At 63.4% G+C, this 16,156-nt stretch carries 16 protein-coding genes; 5 read left to right on the top strand and 11 right to left on the bottom strand.

The genetic code is table 11. The features are described from left to right. Positions 1–56: 56 nt before the first annotated feature. From BX591_RS30125 to BX591_RS30115, 3 genes are all read right to left on the bottom strand, one after another. Complete coding sequence (locus tag BX591_RS30125; protein WP_111934966.1) at positions 57–2,102, bottom strand: reprolysin-like metallopeptidase; 2,046 nt, start codon at positions 2,100–2,102, stop codon at positions 57–59. A gap of 297 nt (positions 2,103–2,399) precedes the next feature. Next, positions 2,400–3,443, bottom strand: coding sequence for a rod shape-determining protein (locus BX591_RS30120; protein WP_035557230.1), 1,044 nt, complete (start codon positions 3,441–3,443; stop codon positions 2,400–2,402). A 120-nt stretch (positions 3,444–3,563) separates the two neighbouring features. Next, the gene (locus BX591_RS30115; RefSeq protein ID WP_146749833.1) at positions 3,564–4,157 is read right to left on the bottom strand and encodes a hypothetical protein; all 594 of its coding nucleotides are present in this window, start codon (positions 4,155–4,157) and stop codon (positions 3,564–3,566) included. A gap of 94 nt (positions 4,158–4,251) precedes the next feature. Between BX591_RS30115 and BX591_RS30110 the strand changes: the two genes are divergently transcribed. Continuing rightward, positions 4,252–5,475: a GNAT family N-acetyltransferase gene (locus BX591_RS30110; RefSeq protein ID WP_244147163.1), complete on the top strand. Its 1,224-nt coding sequence runs from the start codon at positions 4,252–4,254 to the stop codon at positions 5,473–5,475. A gap of 131 nt (positions 5,476–5,606) precedes the next feature. Here BX591_RS30110 and fnr read toward each other — a convergent pair whose 3' ends face one another. From fnr to BX591_RS30080, 6 genes are all read right to left on the bottom strand, one after another. Beyond that, complete coding sequence (gene fnr, locus BX591_RS30105) at positions 5,607–6,455, bottom strand: fumarate/nitrate reduction transcriptional regulator Fnr (RefSeq protein ID WP_111934963.1); 849 nt, start codon at positions 6,453–6,455, stop codon at positions 5,607–5,609. Then, on the bottom strand, positions 6,448–6,879 hold the full coding sequence (locus tag BX591_RS30100; RefSeq protein WP_111934962.1) for a response regulator: 432 nt from the start codon (positions 6,877–6,879) through the stop codon (positions 6,448–6,450). The genes fnr and BX591_RS30100 overlap by 8 nt, the downstream gene beginning before the upstream one ends. Before the next feature lie 153 nt (positions 6,880–7,032). After that, complete coding sequence (locus tag BX591_RS30095) at positions 7,033–7,680, bottom strand: response regulator (protein ID WP_111934961.1); 648 nt, start codon at positions 7,678–7,680, stop codon at positions 7,033–7,035. Then, the gene (locus BX591_RS30090) at positions 7,677–9,068 is read right to left on the bottom strand and encodes a PAS domain-containing sensor histidine kinase (protein WP_111934960.1); all 1,392 of its coding nucleotides are present in this window, start codon (positions 9,066–9,068) and stop codon (positions 7,677–7,679) included. Before BX591_RS30090 ends, BX591_RS30095 begins: the two co-directional genes overlap by 4 nt. A 256-nt stretch (positions 9,069–9,324) precedes the next feature. Further along, a complete protein-coding gene (locus BX591_RS30085; protein WP_111934959.1) occupies positions 9,325–10,161 on the bottom strand; it encodes a universal stress protein in 837 nt (278 codons plus the stop codon). Between the two features lie 157 nt (positions 10,162–10,318). Further along, entirely contained in the window at positions 10,319–12,109 is a 1,791-nt protein-coding gene (locus BX591_RS30080) for an oleate hydratase (RefSeq protein ID WP_420849437.1), read from the bottom strand. Positions 12,110–12,409: 300 nt separating this feature from the next. Here BX591_RS30080 and BX591_RS30075 point away from each other — a divergent pair, with 300 nt between their 5' ends. The 4 genes from BX591_RS30075 (at position 12,410) to BX591_RS30060 (ending at position 15,027) form a co-directional block, all read left to right on the top strand. Beyond that, positions 12,410–13,099 carry a CBS domain-containing protein gene (locus BX591_RS30075; RefSeq protein ID WP_111934957.1) on the top strand — a complete coding sequence of 230 codons (690 nt, stop codon included), beginning with the start codon at positions 12,410–12,412 and terminating at the stop codon, positions 13,097–13,099. A gap of 146 nt (positions 13,100–13,245) precedes the next feature. Next, positions 13,246–14,238: a DnaJ C-terminal domain-containing protein gene (locus BX591_RS30070; RefSeq protein ID WP_111934956.1), complete on the top strand. Its 993-nt coding sequence runs from the start codon at positions 13,246–13,248 to the stop codon at positions 14,236–14,238. Further along, positions 14,226–14,555: a chaperone modulator CbpM gene (locus tag BX591_RS30065; protein ID WP_111934955.1), complete on the top strand. Its 330-nt coding sequence runs from the start codon at positions 14,226–14,228 to the stop codon at positions 14,553–14,555. Before BX591_RS30070 ends, BX591_RS30065 begins: the two co-directional genes overlap by 13 nt. A 190-nt stretch (positions 14,556–14,745) precedes the next feature. Further along, positions 14,746–15,027, top strand: coding sequence for a hypothetical protein (locus BX591_RS30060; protein WP_146749832.1), 282 nt, complete (start codon positions 14,746–14,748; stop codon positions 15,025–15,027). Between the two features lie 261 nt (positions 15,028–15,288). On the opposite strand, the gene BX591_RS30055 is transcribed toward BX591_RS30060, so the two are convergent. Next, a complete protein-coding gene (locus BX591_RS30055) occupies positions 15,289–15,612 on the bottom strand; it encodes a hypothetical protein (protein WP_146749831.1) in 324 nt (107 codons plus the stop codon). A 115-nt stretch (positions 15,613–15,727) separates the two neighbouring features. Beyond that, positions 15,728–16,069, bottom strand: a complete 342-nt coding sequence (locus tag BX591_RS30050) for a hypothetical protein (protein ID WP_111934952.1) — start codon at positions 16,067–16,069, stop codon at positions 15,728–15,730. Between the last annotated feature and the right edge of the window lie 87 nt (positions 16,070–16,156).

The following is a 16,156-nucleotide window of genomic DNA, read 5'->3' as shown; positions in this document are numbered from 1 at the left end:
GCGCCGTGCTGAAAATAATCGGCACGGCGCGTTGCCGCATGAAGCGTCCGCAGCCGTTACTGGATAGTAAAGTTCGACGCCGAGACCGCGAAGAAGACGTTGTCGACGCAACTTACCTTGATGCGTGCATCGGCGGTGCGCTGGCCCATGCGCGGCAGCATGACGGACGCGCTGCCGGTGTTCGGTACGGCGGCGGCCAGCGGTCGCGGCAGGTAGGTGTAGCCGCCGTCCACCGACAGATCGATACGCACCTGGGCGCACGAGATTGGCGCCTTGTCGGTGCCCGCGACGTCCCAGCCGATCGATTGCATGGCGCCGCCGGTCAACGTCGCGGCGCGGCCCGGCAAGGTCACGGCAAAAGGACGCGCGGTCTTCAGCACGTTGAGCGTGACATCCGAACTGGCCGTGGTGTCATGAGCGGTATCGCGCGCCGTCAAGCGGAACGTCAGTGTGCGGTTCGTGGCGGGGTAGGCTTCGCCGTTGCCCAACGGCTCGTCGCCGAGGACCGCCGCGAGACGCGGAAACACGCGTTCGCCGGTGGTGTTGGGGAGATACGAACGGAACAGCGGACCTACGCCGTCGTCCTTGAGTACAACGCCTTGAATCGGGCCGGCATCGATGTGTTCCCAGCCATAAGTCGTGGTTGCGCCTGCACTGCCGGTCGCATGCCCCCTCAGGACGAACGGCGTACCGGAGGGAATCGTGAGCGAGTCGAAACCGCCGCCCGGCAGATTCTGCGGGTCGATCTCCGGCGCGCTGCTCCGATTGACACTTTTAACGGCGCAGTCACCGCCTCTCGATGAAATCCACGCATTCACCTGCTCCTGACTGATGGCATGGAAATACGGATCCGAATATTTCTGCAGATTCTCCGAGGGGAGACACATGCCCGCATACCCCATGATCGTGGAACCGCTGCCGGGTTCGAGCGCCGACTCCGCCAATGTCGATCTGCCTCCGCCGCAACGGTTGAAAGTATGCCAGGCGCCGAATTGATGCCCCAACTCATGCGCGACGAAATCGACATAGAACGCGTCGCCCACGGGATTGCTGCGCCCGGTGGTGCCGGCTGCCTTGTTGTTCCGGCCGGCATCGTTGCGGCAGGTATTGCCGATGCGGCCGACCACGCCTCCGTCGCCCGTAGTGACCACATGCCCGAGATCGAAGCCGGCCGCACCGATGACGCGGTCCAGATTCTCGACGTTGGCCAGCAGGATGTCGTAGGCTTTCAGGTAAGGGTCGGTGGCGGCATTCGTATAGATGAGCTTGTCGTTATTGGGAATCAAGGTCAGATGTACGCCGAAGTCCTGCTCGAATATTTCATTGACGCGGTTAATCATCAGACTCACGGCCGCTAATCCGCCGGCAACGGTGCCACCGAATTTTGCGGTATATAAACTGGTCGCCGCAACCGCAATCCGATAATCGCGACGAATCATGCCGGTCGCGGTGCGCGACTGAAACCGGTCGCGGTTCGCGACTGACGGATTACCCACGGGAGAAGCATCAATAATCGGCTCGTGAAATGGCCGATCCGACGCCGGGAGCGAATGACGGCGGAAGCTCCAGTACTGATCGCCGCGCGCCTGGGCGTTTTGCACCTTGCCGCTCAGCGTTTGCGCGGGCTGCACCAGCCACGCGCCGTCCTTGTCGTACACCATGGCTTTCATGCCTTGCGGCGAGATATCCACACGCACGGTGCGTCCCTCGCCGTCGCGGCCTTTCAGGCTGCGGATGTCCGGATAGCGTTGGGCCAGGGCCGGCGGCAGGGTGCCGGAATCGGACAAGACAAACTCGGAGAAACCACCCTCTGGTAAGGGCAAAGATAGCCGGACATCAGGATTTTCGGATCGTGAGGTTATTTCGTCTCGGTTTATAGGAATTGCCGCTATTTCTGATTTTAGGCCGGAGAAGCTCAGTGTGAGAACTCGTCGCTGTGCCGGATTTCCCGGCTCGATTCTTGATGTCAATGGATCGTTGTGTTGTGCGGTTGAATCTTGCCAGAGTGCACGGGTATCGGTTGCGTAAGCCGCGGAAATCGTAAAAATTCCGCTTAAAACGCAGGCGCAATAAATGAAAGCGCCTTTCAACGCTTGTGACATAGGGTATCCCTCGCGATATTCCGATCGGCAAGAAATTTGATTCGGTCGGAATGGTGAGTTAGCTAATTCGGCCGCTACCCTGCGGAATATAAACTCGGCGCCACGAGGGGCCTATGCGTCGCAACGGCGCACGCCGCAGACGGCTGTAGCCGCGGGCGCGACTCGCCGGTAAGGTGGTCTGAATTGTTTTGATTTTCTGAAGCTGCACCGCATGGCGGCATCTGCGACCCGTCTACGACTTACGTTCATCAGTTCGGCCGGGCGAACCCGCGCTCGGCCAAACTGGTTTGCGCAGCCTCACTCGTACGAAAACGCGCCGCCAAACTTCTCGATCCGCTCCAGCGCCATGCCCGACCCGCGCACCACGCACGTGAGCGGCGCTTCGGCCACGAATGCGGGCAGGCCGGTTTCCTCGGCAAGGAGTCGGTCCAGGTCGCGCAGCAACGCACCGCCGCCCGCCAGCGTGATGCCGCGTTCGGCGATGTCCGCGCCCAGTTCCGGCGGCGTTTGCTCCAGCGCGATCTTCACGGCGGAGACGATCTGATTGAGCGGGTCGGTGAGCGCTTCGAGAATCTCGTTGCTCGACACCGTGAAGCTGCGCGGAATGCCTTCCGACATATTGCGGCCCTTGACCTCCATCTCCCGGACTTCGGAGCCCGGGAACGCGGAGCCGATCTCCTTCTTGATCGCTTCGGCGGTTTGCTCGCCGATCAGCATGCCGTAGTTGCGGCGAATGTAATTAACGATCGCGTCGTCGAATTTGTCGCCGCCCACCCGCACCGAGCCTTTGTACACGATGCCGCCGAGCGAGATCACGCCCACTTCGGTGGTGCCGCCGCCGATGTCGACAACCATCGACCCGGTCGCCTCCGACACCGGCAGCCCCGCGCCGGTGGCCGCGGCCATCGGCTCTTCGATCAGATAGACCTGCGAGGCGCCGGCACTGTGCGCAGCTTCCTTGATCGCGCGCCGCTCGACCTGGGTCGAGCCGCACGGCACGCAGATGATGATGCGTGGCGACGGCGCGAACATGCGCGTCTCGTGCGCCATCTGGATGAAGCGCTTGATCATCTGCTGCGTGATGTTGAAGTCGGCGATCACGCCGTCCTTCATCGGGCGGATCGCCTCGATATTGCCCGGCACCTTGCCGAGCATCTGTTTTGCTTCCTTGCCGACGGCCAGAATGATCTTCTTGCCGTTCGGACCGCCTTCCTGGCGAATCGACACCACCGAGGGTTCGTCGAGCACGATGCCCTTGCCGCGCATATAAATCAGGGTGTTCGACGTGCCGAGGTCGATAGCCAGGTCATTGGAAAAATAGCCGCGCAGAAAACCGAACATGCAGATACCTGTCTCTTGGATGCCGGGCGCATGAGCGCCGCTTGGGGATGCCGCCCGGAGGCGGCAGGGGACCAGATGACGGTCGAAAGAGCGTGAAGAATAACAGTTTCGCGGCGCACACTACCTGGGCGCACGCGGCCGCAGCGAGTTGGCGGCCTGCCACCTGACGCGCTCGCAATTGTTTTTCACGCGGGTGGCGAATTCGGCCGGCGAGTTCAGTTGCAGTGCGCGCAACTGCAGCGCGTCCCGCTCGCCAAGCCGCCAGCCGCTTTGCCAGCGGGTATCGAAGTCGCTCGCCTCGGTGAGGACTTTGGCGAGCTTTTCCTTGTATTGGGCGATGGCCTCCGGCGAAGTGCCGCAGAAGTCCTGCATGAATCGCGCACGCTGGCCGGCGGCTTCGGTGCTGGCGTTGGCGCTTTCCTCGCTCGCCAGCGCGGACGGCGGGGGCGGCAGCATGAACAGCAGGAGCAGCAGGAGCAGTTGGGCGGTGGCCGCACCCCGGGACCGATCGCAAAAACGGCGCTTATTCATGATTGCCTCCTCGTGTTCTCGTGTTCTCGTGTTCTCGTGTTCTCGCGGCGAGCCTTCGGCGCAGATTAACGCAACCGGCGTTCCCACGTGGCGCGTGCTCGGCGCCGCTGCAAGGTTTGAAATCCCGTGTTGCCGTACTGTAATGTTCGGCACCGCACACACGCGAATACCGCCCCAAGGCATGCTTTACGCATCCGTTTTCACCCATGTCGGCGATGTTTCGTGTCCGCGAGGCCCATGCGCGCGCGTCGCACTGTCCGGCGTTTCGGGAGGTCATGTGGACGCGACTACGCAGACCGGGCAGAACACGCAAAGCTTGCGGCGTTACGACATCATCAGCGACGAAGCCGATTTTCGCGCATTGCAGCCCGAGTGGGATGCGCTCTGGCTAAAGGCACAAGGCTACTACTATCAGTCGTTCAGTTTCTGCTGGCTCGCCTGGAAACACGTGACGAAGCCGCACGGCCGGGGACTCAAATGCATCGTATGTCGCGAAGACGGGCGACTGGTCATGATCTGGCCGCTCGAAACGGTGCAGCGCGTACTGTGGACCTATCTGGTGCCGCTCGGTCCCGAAGGCGGCGACTACACGAGCGTGCTCGTCGAGAACGACGCGGCGACGGCGGCCCGGGTGGAGGGCGCATGGGAGACGGCCCGGCGGCGTTGCGGCGCGGATTTCATTCACCTGCCGTATGTGCGCAACACGCTCGATCTGCATCGGCTGGTGACGCAGGAGCGTCATGTGCTGTTTGCCGAGGCGCACAACGCGTCGGCGGCGAAACTCCGCGGGCAGGGCACGTGGGACGAGTATTGCAGCTCGCTCGGCACGCTGTTCGGCAAACGGCCCGGCACCTTCGCGAACCGGCTCTCGAAGGAAGGCGAGGTGGCGGTGCGGGTGATGGATCCGACCGAGGAAAGCGAGACCGCGGCGATCATCGAGTGGATGTTCAACTGCAAGCGCAGCTGGAGCGACCGGGTCGGCAAACGCAGCGTGTGGCTCGACTCGCCCGAGTTCGAGCGTTTTCTCGGCAAGCTGATCTACTCGGCGGATGTGCCTTCGATGGCGCGCCTGATCGTGGTCACGCTCGACGAAGCGCCGGTGGCCGGCATTATCGTCAGCCTCGGCAATCCGTGGGCGAGTGCGATTTTCGCGGGCTACGACCCGTACTTCGGCAAATGCTGTCCCGGCCTGATCGCCGTCGAGCAATGCGTCAAATGGGCCTTCGATAACGGTTACGACCTCGATTTCGGCGTCGGCGTCGAGCGCTTCAAGTCGTACTGGTCGCGCGACGCGGCGAGCACCGCGTGGACCGTGCAGATCGTCAATTCGATCTGGGGCTTACTGGCCATGCGAGCGCGGCGGGGTGCGAGGACCGTGGCTGAACGGGCGAAGCGACTCGCGCATCCGGATGCGCCCGATTCAACCGGGCCGGGCAAAACGGCTGCGCCGCATGAGCCTGATCTGCAGCCTGCCGCGCGTGCACAGGCGCAGCCGGAGTGATTCGCTGGGTCGCTGGGTCGCTGGGGCGCGCAGACGCGCGAATGCCGCGGCACGAATGCGCACCGATCGAGGCGGCAGATCTGAACATGGATGTGGAGCGCCGTGCCCGTCGCCCGATTGCTTGCTCACGGCTACACGCGGCGCAGGCCGTCCATGTCGAGAATCCGGATCTGTTTGCCGTGGGTGTCGACCAGACCGTCTTTCTGGAACTTCGACAGCATCCGGCTGACGGTTTCGAGCTTCATACCGAGGTAGCTGCCGATCTCCTCGCGCGTCATGCGCAGATGGAATTCGGCCGGCGAATAGCCGCGTTTGCTCAGCTTGCCCGACAGGTTGAGCAGGAACGTCGCGACGCGTTGCTCGGCGGACATCGTGCCGAGCAACATCATGAGCGTTGCCTCGCGAACGATCTCGCCGCCCATCATGCGATGCACGTGCTGCTGCACGACCTTGACGTCGCGGCACATGGCCTCGAGCAGATGGAACGGGATGATGCAGACCTGGCTGTCTTCGATCGCGACCGCGTCGCAACTATGGTGGCCCGAGCAGACGCCGTCGAGGCCAAGCATGTCGCCGGCCTGATGAAAGCCCGTGACCTGCTCGCGGCCGTCGCGATGCATCACGACGGTCTTGAACGAGCCCGCGCGAACCGCGTAGAGGCTCTGGAACGAATCGCCGGTGCGGAACAGGGTCTCGCCGTTCCGGATGGTGCGCGACGGACAGATCAACGCTTCGATGCGCTCCGCCTCGGCGCGCGTCAAGCCCTCAGGCATACAGAAGGACTGCATCGCGCAACTCGAACACGGCACGCCGGCGCGTTTCGCGTCGGGCGCGGCGAGACCAGCCGGTTTCCCTTGCGGCGACGAGGCCGCGTCCGCGAGCGGCGAGCGCGACGAAATCGGCACGAGCGGCACAGTCGGCACGACAGCGGCAGTCGGCGCCGGCGGCCGGGTTCCAAGGTAGTCGGCAACATCAGACATGGTGTGCTCCCAGATGATAGAGATCCCGTGCGCAATGCGCGTGGGCAAGTCGCTGGATGGTGTGACAGGCAAGATCGAATTCGCTCGTCTTGTCGAAGAAGTAGCGCGCACCGTTCGTCAGGCAGGCTTGCCGGAACCATGCGCCGGAATGGTTCGTCAGCACCATCGTGACGACCGGCGAGTTGCGCTGCGCGAGGCGCTGCAACAACGCCAGACCGGTGCCGCCCGCGAGGCGCAGATCGAGCACCACGATGTCGGCAGCACACGCGCCGATCGCCGCGAACGCGGCTTCCGGTTCCTCGGCTTCACCGACGATTTCGACACCTTCGATCGCACCCAGACGGGCCGCCATGCGCGCCCGGATGGCCAGTGCATCCTCGACGAGGAACACGCGCAACGCGTGTTGTGACGGGCTTGATTTCATGGCTGGAAGTATCGGGCGCGCTATCTCAAAAAGGAATCGGCGCTGAACGAACTTCAGGTAGGCGAGGAGGAAGTCGTGTAGGGGATTTCCTACACGAACAGCTTGAATGCTGAATTCAGAAGAACAGCAAGGGTGTTACGCCAGAGGTGCGTGTCAAATCTCGTCGTCGTCGCCGAGCAGTTTGTGGCGCAGCGCGTAGCGCACCAGTGCGGCTTCGTGCGGCATCTGCATTTTCTCGAAGATGCGTGTCTTGTACGTGCTGACCGTCTTGCTGCTGACGCACAGTTCGCCGGCAATCTCGCTCAGCGTCTGGCCGGCGGCAATGCGGCGGAACACGTCGAACTCGCGATCCGACAGCCGTTGATGCGGCAAGGTGTCGGCCGGCTCGTTGAGGCTCTGCGCAAAACGTTCGGCCATGGCGAGGCTGACGTAGACGCCGCCGGACGCGACCTTGGAGACCGCCGCGACCAGTTCGGCGCTGGCGCTTTCCTTCGTCAGATAACCCGACGCGCCGGCCTTGAATGCGCGCACCGCGTACTGCTGTTCGGCATGCATGGTCAGGACGAGTATTCGCAGCGCCGGCATTTCCTCCTTGATCTGTTTGATCAGCTCCACGCCGTTGCGCCCGGGCATCGACAGATCGAGCACCAGCACCTCGGCGGCCTGCGAGCGGACCAGCGCGATCGCACTTGTGCCGTCGTTGGCCTCGCCGACCACTTCGAAGCCGTTGGCGTTGCGCAGAATATGCCGCAGACCGTCGCGCACCAGCGCGTGGTCGTCGGCGATCAGCACCCGGATCATGTTTGCATCTCCTGCTGTTGCACGGCCGTGGCCGGGAACCGTACCGTCAGCGCGAAACCCTTGCCGCCGGCGGTGTGGATGTCGACGGCGCCGCCCAGCATGTGCGCGCGTTCGCGGATGCCGAGCAAGCCGAAGGATTTTTCGGCGCGCGCGGTGGAATCGTTCGCGCCGTGGCCGTTGTCCGCGATCCGCACGATACAGGTGTCCGCGTCCAGCCGCACGGTGAGCGTGACCAGCGTGGCCTCCGCGTGCCGCGCGACGTTGGTCAGCGCCTCCTGCACGATACGGAACAGCGTGGTCGCGCCGGCCGGTGTGAAGTTAGCGTCGCCGACCTCGATGTCGCGGTCCACGTCGATGCCGTAGCGGTTCGTGAAGTCGTTGGCGAGCCATTCGATCGCCGGAATCAGGCCGAGGTCGTCGAGCATGACCGGCCGCAGGTCGGCGGCGATACGCCGCACCGAAGCGACGGTTGCGTCGATCAGCCGGCGCATGCCGCCGAGCTGCTGCAACACCTCGGGGTCGGCGCGGGTGTCGAGCGCCAGCTCGACCGACGACAGGTCCATTTTCAGCGCGGTCAATTGCTGGCCGAGATCGTCATGCAATTCACGGGCGATGCGGGTCTTCTCTTCCTCGCGCACCTTCTGCAGATTGGCCGACAGTTCACGCAGTTCCTCGCGCGATTTGCGTTGCGCGCTTTCCGCCTGGAAGCGCTCGGTGATATCGCGCAGCATCACCGTGTAGAGCTTGCTGTCGCCGTCGCGCACCTGCGAAATCGACGCCTCGATCGGAAACTCCTCGCCGTTGCTTCTCAGGCCGAACAGCACGCGTTGCTGCTTGCCCATCTGCCGCTCGGAGACGCCGGTGACGCCGAACTGCGCGACATGCCGGTCATGTCCCGCGCGAAACCGCTCGGGGATGAAGCGCGCGAGCGATGCGCCGATCGCCTCGTGCGCGCCGCAACCGAAAACATGTTCGGCCATCGGATTGAAGATGACGATGTTCTGTCGTTCGTCGACGGTAATGATCGCTTCCATCGACGAACGGATGATGCCCATCAGGCGCGCTTCATTCACGCTCGACTGGTCGAGCGCTTCGTTCCTCGCGCTGGAGCCGCCGTGCTGCAGGGCGAGCACGAACGCGAGGGCGCAGAGCAGACAGGCCGCGACGACATACGCCGCCAGCAGGGTGTGAGCGGCCGCGGGGGTGTCGCCGGCAAAACTCGAAACGGCCCACTGCCACGCGGTGAAGGCAATGGCGAGCGCGACCGCGAGCGTCGTCGCCGCGATCAAGGCGGGACGTCGCAACTGCCGGGTGGTGGATGCGCGCGGCGGTGCGGGTTTGGGTGACAGCGATTCGGGAGTAAGGGGCGCTTTACCGCGACAGGGCATGGACGCCTCCTGGAGTGAAGAACGATCTGCAACGCCGCCGATATCGGCGCGGGGCGGATCAGAAACGGCGCGGTATCGCAACAGACGACACACGAGCGCAGTTGGTAATCGGGGACCCGTATTCGGCAAACAAATCGGCGTCGACCGCGCGGCGTCAACTCACGAAAGCCGCGCGCCAACACCGCTCCGCGCATTTTCCGCGATTTGCGCGATTCGTACCAGTGCGGCCGGTATGGCGATGCAGCTCGTCGGCTCGTCAATGCGACAGCAGCACCGGCAAGGTCATCGACTGCATCACGGTACGGGTCGCACCGCCCAGCACCAGTTCCAGCCAGCGCGTATGGCCATAGCCGCCCATCACCAGCAGGTCCGCGCCGAGTCCGGCCGCCTCCGACAACAGCGTATCGCCGATCGACGCCTCCGGGTCGACCGTGATGTCGCGGGTCTCGACGTGGACGCCATGGCGAGCAATCGCCATCGCAATGTCGGCTGCCGGAATCCGCGTCGTCGTGTCGCGGTGCGCGGCGTTCACCGCCACGACCGTGATGCGCGTGGCCGCGCGTATGAACGGCAGCGCGTCGTGAACCGCGCGGGCGGCTTCGCGGCTGCCGTCCCAAGCGACCATCACATGTGTCCCGGCCGGCTCGACGCTGCCTGCGTATGGCACGAGCAGCACCGGACGACCGGCGGACAGCACGAGATTGGCCGCGAAATTGTCACCGACGTACGCTTCCGGATCCTCGGGATCGTCCTGACCGGCGATGATCAGGTCCGCGCAACGGCCCAGTCGCGGCACCGCGAATGTGGCCGCCTGATCGGTGGCGACCCATTCGCCCGGCACCTGAGCGCGCTTCAGCTCCGCATGAAAGAGCCGTTCGAGCGCGCCGCGCCGCTCGGCGCGCAACTGCATATGCGCCTCGAAGTAGCCGGACGTGCCGGACATCACGTCGAGCGAACGCGGATTCGGGGTGTACAGCGCAAACACGCCGGTCAGATGCGCGCCGAACTGTCGGGCAAGGGCAATAGCGAGTTCGAGACGCGGATGCGCGCGCAGACTCGTATCGAGATGAACGACGAGGGTTCTGTAGCTCATGGCAATGCTCCGAAAGTGAACGGACAACGCACTGGCGCGTGCCATGAGTCTATGAGCGCGAGGCGGCGCGGCGTTGATGCAGATCAACGCCGCGCTGGCGTGGCTGGCGTGGCTGGCGTGGGGCAGGCTGCGATTCGTGCGCGAGCGGTCATCGCCGTTACGTCCGATCCCGCAGCGACGAAAACGCCTGGCGCACGACCCGCGGGTCGTGCTGCCCCTTGTAGACCGCCGGCGCCGCACGATCGAGATCGAGCAACGCGTACGCGGCGTTCTGCGCCGAGCGCACCGAATACTCCACGGTGAACACCACATCGTCGGGCAACTCGCAGAACTGTCCGATGAAGGCGAGATTGCGCCAGCCGGCTGGCGTCACGGCCGGCCGGTCGCCGTGTTTGCGCGGCAGGAACTGGCTCGTAATGAACGGCATCATGCACGGAATGCAATTGGCGTGATCGAGAATACGCGCCGCCTCGGCGTCGATCCGCAGATGACCGAGCAGCTCCGTGAGGATTTCGCGGCCGGTGCAGGCGTGCATCGGTTTGCCGACAAAATCGCCGGGTTCGTCCACGCGCAGGCCATAGCCCCACAACACCTGCACGTCGGCAGGCTGGCCGATGAAATGCGGCTGATGCGGCAACACGATCGACGCCAGCCAGCTCGACTCCGGAAACGTGATCAGGCCGCCTTCGCCCGGCACGTTGCCGGTCAGGTCGCGGATCAGCCGGAACAGCGTCGGATCGCGCAGCGTCACGGTGAAAGAGAGCCATTTCGATGCGTCGGTGTGGTCCGCGAACACGCCGGGGCGGCCGAACTCGGGCCGGCCGGCGGCGATGTTTTTCCACAGACGCCAGGCGCCGGTGCTGTCGACCGTGTTCAGCGGCGCGGGGCGATCCATGCCGCCCAGACTCGACGCCGCGGTCATCGACCCGAGTGTGACGATCACCTTGTCGGCAGGGCCGACCGGCAACTCGAAACGCCGCTGCGCGGTTTCGCAGACCAGCCCGCGCACGCGATTGAGCGGGTCCGTTTCGTCGACCCGCAGATCGGTCACGCAGGTGTCCGCTTCGAAGACGACGCCGTGATCGTCGAGCCAGCGGCGCAGCGGCAGCACCATCGAATCGTACTGGTTGTAGACCGTGCGCATGATGCCGTGCAACTGGTTGAAGCCCGCCGACATATGCGCGAAACGCAGCAGATAGCGGCGGAATTCGACCGCGCTGTGCCACGGCTGGAACGCGAACGTCGTACACCACATCAGCCAGAAATTGGTCTCGAAGAACGAGGCGTCGAAGTGGTCGGCAATCCGGCTGTCGGCGAGCATCCCTTCCGGCTCGATCGACAGACGGCCCAGCGTGAGCAGATGTTTTTCGTCGAGTCCGTACGCGGGGGCGGCTTCGCGCCGGCCGTTCCTGACGAGGCGCGAGGTCGACGACGTGCGGATCGTCTCGTTCCAGTCGAAGATTTCCTGGGTGACGCTCTTGCTGTCGTCGAGCGTGGGGATCGACGAGAACAGATCGTAGGTGCACAGATACTTGCTTTCGAGCATGCGCCCGCCGCGCACCACGTAGCCGCTTTGCGCCGTGCCCGCGCCGTCGAGGCTGCCGCCGGGTTTGTCGAGCGCTTCCAGAATCGTGATGTCGCGGCCGCGCACGCGTCCGTCGCGAATCAGGAAGGCCGCGGCCGCCATCGCGGCGATGCCGCCGCCGACCAGATAGAACTGGCCGTCGGCCGCGTCGGCGAGTCGGTCGGATCCGTCGAGGGTGGGGCCGGCGTGGCGAGTTGCAGCGTGAAGCGGATTGTTTTTTTGCACGAGGGAGGTCCTTTCGATAAGCGCCGCCATGCCCCCAATACGGACAGCGGACGTCGGCTCAACATACGCGCGGCCCGCGCCGGCGCGGTTGCGTTGGATCAAGCAACGGTCGCGGCAAGCGCGACTTGTGCAGGCCATGGGATCGCTTGATACACGTCAATGGACGGGGCGCGGGCGAGCTTAAAGTCGGATGTGTCGCGGGCGTGGTTTGCAGTGCTGGATGGCGAACGGGTTTTAAGGCCTGTTTTCACGGCCTGTTTTCACGGCCTGTTTTGCGGCCGCGTTCGGCCAGTTCGTCGTGGCACCACGTCCTGCAGACTCATTGCTCATCGCGTACCACGGAGGCAGCACATGAGTGCCGCACTTCATGCGGCAATGGCTCGCACGGAGGCGTGTCCGTGCGGCCGGCCACTAACCCAACCGTCAGGGAGATTCATCATGCGCGCAGCCGATGTGATGACCACCAGCGTCATTGCCGTCAAACCCGATATGACCGTGCGCGAGGTCGCGCGCATTTTCGTGGAGCGCAAGATCAGCGGCGCGCCCGTGGTCGATGCAGCCGGCCGGTTGATCGGCATGGTCAGCGAAGGCGACCTGATACACCGCGTGGAGATCGGCACCGAACAGCGCCGTCGCTCGTCATGGCTCAAACTGTTCTCCACCAACGACGACGCGCGCGGCTACGTCAAGTCGCACGCCTTGCATGTGCGGGACATCATGTCGACCCCGGTCGTTTCCGTCGACGAAGACACGCCGCTCGGTGAAATCGCCAACCTGCTCGAAACGCGGCGCATCAAACGCGTGCCGGTTACCAAAGGCGGCCAGCTGACGGGCATTGTCAGCCGCGCCAACCTGGTTCAGGCGCTGGCGAGCCTGCCCGAAGAACCGGCGCCGGATACAGTCTTCTCCGACCGCGAGATCCGCGCGATGCTGCTGGGCGAGCTGGCCGGCCATACGTGGGCCTTCGCGGGGCGCAACGTCGTCGTGACGGACGGCGTGATTCACCTGTGGGGCGCTTTCCATTCAATGGAGGCGGTCGAAGCGGTGCGGGTAGCAGCCGAAGGTATTCCGGGCGTGAAGCGGGTCGAGGACCATACGGAGCCGTATCCGGTGCTGCCCGGCATTTGACTGACCGCTTGCCGCCGGCAGGGCGGTTTGCGTGTGGGCCGCGCCACTGGCGGGCGGCCCAGATTGGTATAAAGTAAAACGGTGACTGCCGTGCGGTGCGCAGACGCCGCGCCGCTGCTTCCTGACCTCAAGGAGCTGCCGCCAGGATGAAATACAAGGACTATTACGAGGTGCTCGCTCTCGAGCGCAGCGCGTCCCAGGACGACATCAAACGCTCGTACCGCAAGCTCGCGCGCAAGTTTCATCCGGACGTCAGCAAGGAGGCCGACGCCGAAGAGCGCTTCAAGGAACTGGGCGAAGCCTACGAAGTGCTCAAGGACCCGGAAAAACGCGCTGCCTACGATCGCATGGGCAGCGAATGGCGCAATGGTCAGGAGTTTCAGCCGCCGCCGAACTGGGACGAAGGCTTTGAATTCCGTGGCGGCGGTAACGGCAGCGGTGCGGGCGACGAAGCCGGCGCACAAGCCGATTTTCATTCGTTCTTCGAGCAGATGTTCGGCGGTGCCGGCGCGCACGGCCCACAGGGGCGACACGGGGCACAGGCGCAGCGCCAGGCATTCGACATGCGCGGTGAAGACCATCACGCCAAGGTGCTGATCGATCTCGAAGACGCCTATCGCGGCGCGCAGCGCTCTATTTCCCTACAGATGCCGGTGCTCGACGCGCAAGGCCATGTCACGCTGCAAACGCGCACGCTCGACATTGCCATCCCCAAAGGGATTCGCGCGGGGCAGCATCTGCGGCTGGCGGGTCAGGGCGGTCCCGGCTCGACGCCTGAAAACGCTGGCGATCTTTACCTCGAAGTGGGCTTCCGCGAGCATCCGCGTTTTCGTGTGGATGGCCGCGACGTGTCGATCGAGTTGCCGGTCGCGCCGTGGGAAGCGGCGCTCGGCGCGCAAGTCACGGTGCCGACCGTCGACGGCTCTGTCGAGATGACCGTGCCGGCCGGCTCGGCCGGTGGCCGGCGCCTCAGGCTGCGAGGCAAGGGGATTCCCGCCAACCCGCCGGGCGATCTGTACGTGGTTCTGAATCTCGTGCTGCCGCCCGCCGATAGCGACGCCGCGAAGGCCGCTTACGAGACGCTGCGTCGATCTTCCCAGTTCGATCCGCGCGCGCACTTTTATGGATCATCATCGTGAAGGAGACCACCGTGACGACTTACATGGAAGGCCAGATCGTCGATGAAAACGTCGAGTTCACGCTGGTCGAGTTGTGCCGGGTGAGCGGGGCGTCGGCGGAAGAGATGACGCTGTGGGTCTCCGAAGGCGTGTTCGAACCCGCGGGCGAACGGCCCGAGGAATGGCGTTTCAGCGGCGTCGCGTTAAGGCGCGTGCAGACCGCGCAGCGCCTCGCGCACGATCTGGAGATCAACCCGCCCGGCATCGCGCTTGCGCTCGATCTGCTGGATGAAATCGAGGCGCTGCGGGCGCGCGTGAAGCGTCCGCGTGGGGCTTAGGGCGTTTCGCTTCTGATTGCCGGGCCCGATGCGGCGAAGATCGATGCCGCATCAGGTTCCATTAAGGTTCGCTTGATACGCTGCAACGTCGGTTGCTTTGCGCACTGCGCTGCCCCGGACGGTTTCGTCGTTCGGGACGGTTGGTTGCGCGCGCAACGCTCGTCGCGTTTTGCTTTTCAGGCGGCATCACATGAAGCTTTCCACTACCGTCAGGTTGCGCTCCTGTCTGGTGACGGCATCGATGTCGGCGGTTGCCATCCAGTTGGGCGCGCTGGTATCGATCTTTGTTTTCGGCGTGCCCGATGCGTATTTTCAGACGCTTACGTTCCGGTTTGCCGCGGCCGGTGCGATCTGCGCGATGGTGTTTGTGGTCGCGCTTTTCGAGGCGATCTCGTCGATCGCCGTTGCGGACAGCGGCTCCAATTCATCTGAGAATGGCGGGGCCGAGCGTCACGGTATGGGCAAGATGTAGACGGTCGGCCAGCGCAGACGTAAGGCGAACCGTTTGCGGCCTCGATATCTACAAGCCGAGTTTGCCGAGGCTCGCGGCAAGCCTGAGACGCGCGGTGCGCCACTTCGACGCGGCAAGAACGCGCTGTTTCTGCGCGTCGGCAAGCGCGGTTTGTGTGTTCAGCAGTTCGGTGAACGTGCCGAATCGACGTGCGCTGGGCCTCGATTGCTTTATTGCGGAAAAGTTGGCTGCGGGGGCTCATTGAGATATCAATTGCGCCTACTATTTCCCAACACCTTCTTCATGAATAATTTTGGCGTAATCGTACAACGCAGTTCCGAGCGAGGCGGGTAAGGCAAATGCAATGGCGGCGCTGCCGCCATTAATTTTGGATAAAACTCCCAATAGCGACAGCGCCAGCCCGAAAATCGCACCGTAAATCGGCAGGGCGGTTTTGTACCACGGGACATCAAGAAATCCGGGCCATTTCGTTGATGCAATTTTCTTCATCAACATAATTCCAATCAGACACGAAGCGCTTCCGGCGACATACTCTACAGCGTAATCTTTAACCAGTAAAAAAAACATGGATATGATCACCGCCATGAATAGAGCGGAAAACGCAATGAATTGTTCTAGAAATTTTCTGGTGGATAGCATCGAAATACTTACACGCCAATTCCAGTTATTGTCAAGACTTGGCGTGCTTTAGTCAGGAGGTTTATTGAAGCTGATCGGTGAACTGCAAAAGGTCATTGAACGTCGGTGCCCCATTGGAGAAGAAGTATCCCCACCCGTGATCCTGAAGTTTGTCCAATACGTAAGCGCCCGCCGCTCCGCCCGCCAGGCCCCCATACATGGTACCGACGCCGGCTCCAATAATTGCGCCGCCCAAAGTGCCGATGCCAGGGAGGAATGATCCAACCGCCGCGCCAAATCCTGCTCCGACTTCTGGGCCGATTGCTTGCCCTGCGACTGTTCCTCCGACGGTGCCGGCCACTGCTCCGGCCAAGCCGGCGCCGGAGACCTGTTCGATTTCTTGCCGATTCAGTTCAACAATCATCCGGATTCCTATTGATAATGAAGTAGAGAATGTTTTCGCGCGGCTATGTCTCGTAAGTTATCCGTAATGAAAATCGTTGTCAATGAC

This window comes from Paraburkholderia bryophila (assembly GCF_003269035.1).
GTDB lineage: Bacteria > Pseudomonadota > Gammaproteobacteria > Burkholderiales > Burkholderiaceae > Paraburkholderia > Paraburkholderia bryophila.
The sequence above is the reverse complement of the archived record's forward strand: the minus strand, read 5'-3'. Positions and strand labels throughout refer to the sequence as shown.

Bases quoted from the DNA above. Each gene is read 5' to 3' on its own strand.
- BX591_RS30125 (WP_111934966.1), bottom strand. From the start codon at position 2,102: ATGTCACAAGCGTTGAAAGGCGCTTTCATTTATTGCGCCTGCGTTTTA.
- BX591_RS30120 (WP_035557230.1), bottom strand. From the start codon at position 3,443: ATGTTCGGTTTTCTGCGCGGCTATTTTTCCAATGACCTGGCTATCGAC.
- BX591_RS30115 (WP_146749833.1), bottom strand. From the start codon at position 4,157: ATGCCTTGGGGCGGTATTCGCGTGTGTGCGGTGCCGAACATTACAGTA.
- fnr (WP_111934963.1), bottom strand. From the start codon at position 6,455: ATGTCTGATGTTGCCGACTACCTTGGAACCCGGCCGCCGGCGCCGACT.
- BX591_RS30100 (WP_111934962.1), bottom strand. From the start codon at position 6,879: ATGAAATCAAGCCCGTCACAACACGCGTTGCGCGTGTTCCTCGTCGAG.
- BX591_RS30095 (WP_111934961.1), bottom strand. From the start codon at position 7,680: ATGATCCGGGTGCTGATCGCCGACGACCACGCGCTGGTGCGCGACGGT.
- BX591_RS30090 (WP_111934960.1), bottom strand. From the start codon at position 9,068: ATGCCCTGTCGCGGTAAAGCGCCCCTTACTCCCGAATCGCTGTCACCC.
- BX591_RS30085 (WP_111934959.1), bottom strand. From the start codon at position 10,161: ATGAGCTACAGAACCCTCGTCGTTCATCTCGATACGAGTCTGCGCGCG.
- BX591_RS30080 (WP_420849437.1), bottom strand. From the start codon at position 12,109: ATGGCCTGCACAAGTCGCGCTTGCCGCGACCGTTGCTTGATCCAACGC.
- BX591_RS30075 (WP_111934957.1), top strand. From the start codon at position 12,410: ATGCGCGCAGCCGATGTGATGACCACCAGCGTCATTGCCGTCAAACCC.
- BX591_RS30070 (WP_111934956.1), top strand. From the start codon at position 13,246: ATGAAATACAAGGACTATTACGAGGTGCTCGCTCTCGAGCGCAGCGCG.
- BX591_RS30060 (WP_146749832.1), top strand. From the start codon at position 14,746: ATGAAGCTTTCCACTACCGTCAGGTTGCGCTCCTGTCTGGTGACGGCA.
- BX591_RS30055 (WP_146749831.1), bottom strand. From the start codon at position 15,612: ATGGCGGTGATCATATCCATGTTTTTTTTACTGGTTAAAGATTACGCT.
- BX591_RS30050 (WP_111934952.1), bottom strand. From the start codon at position 16,069: ATGATTGTTGAACTGAATCGGCAAGAAATCGAACAGGTCTCCGGCGCC.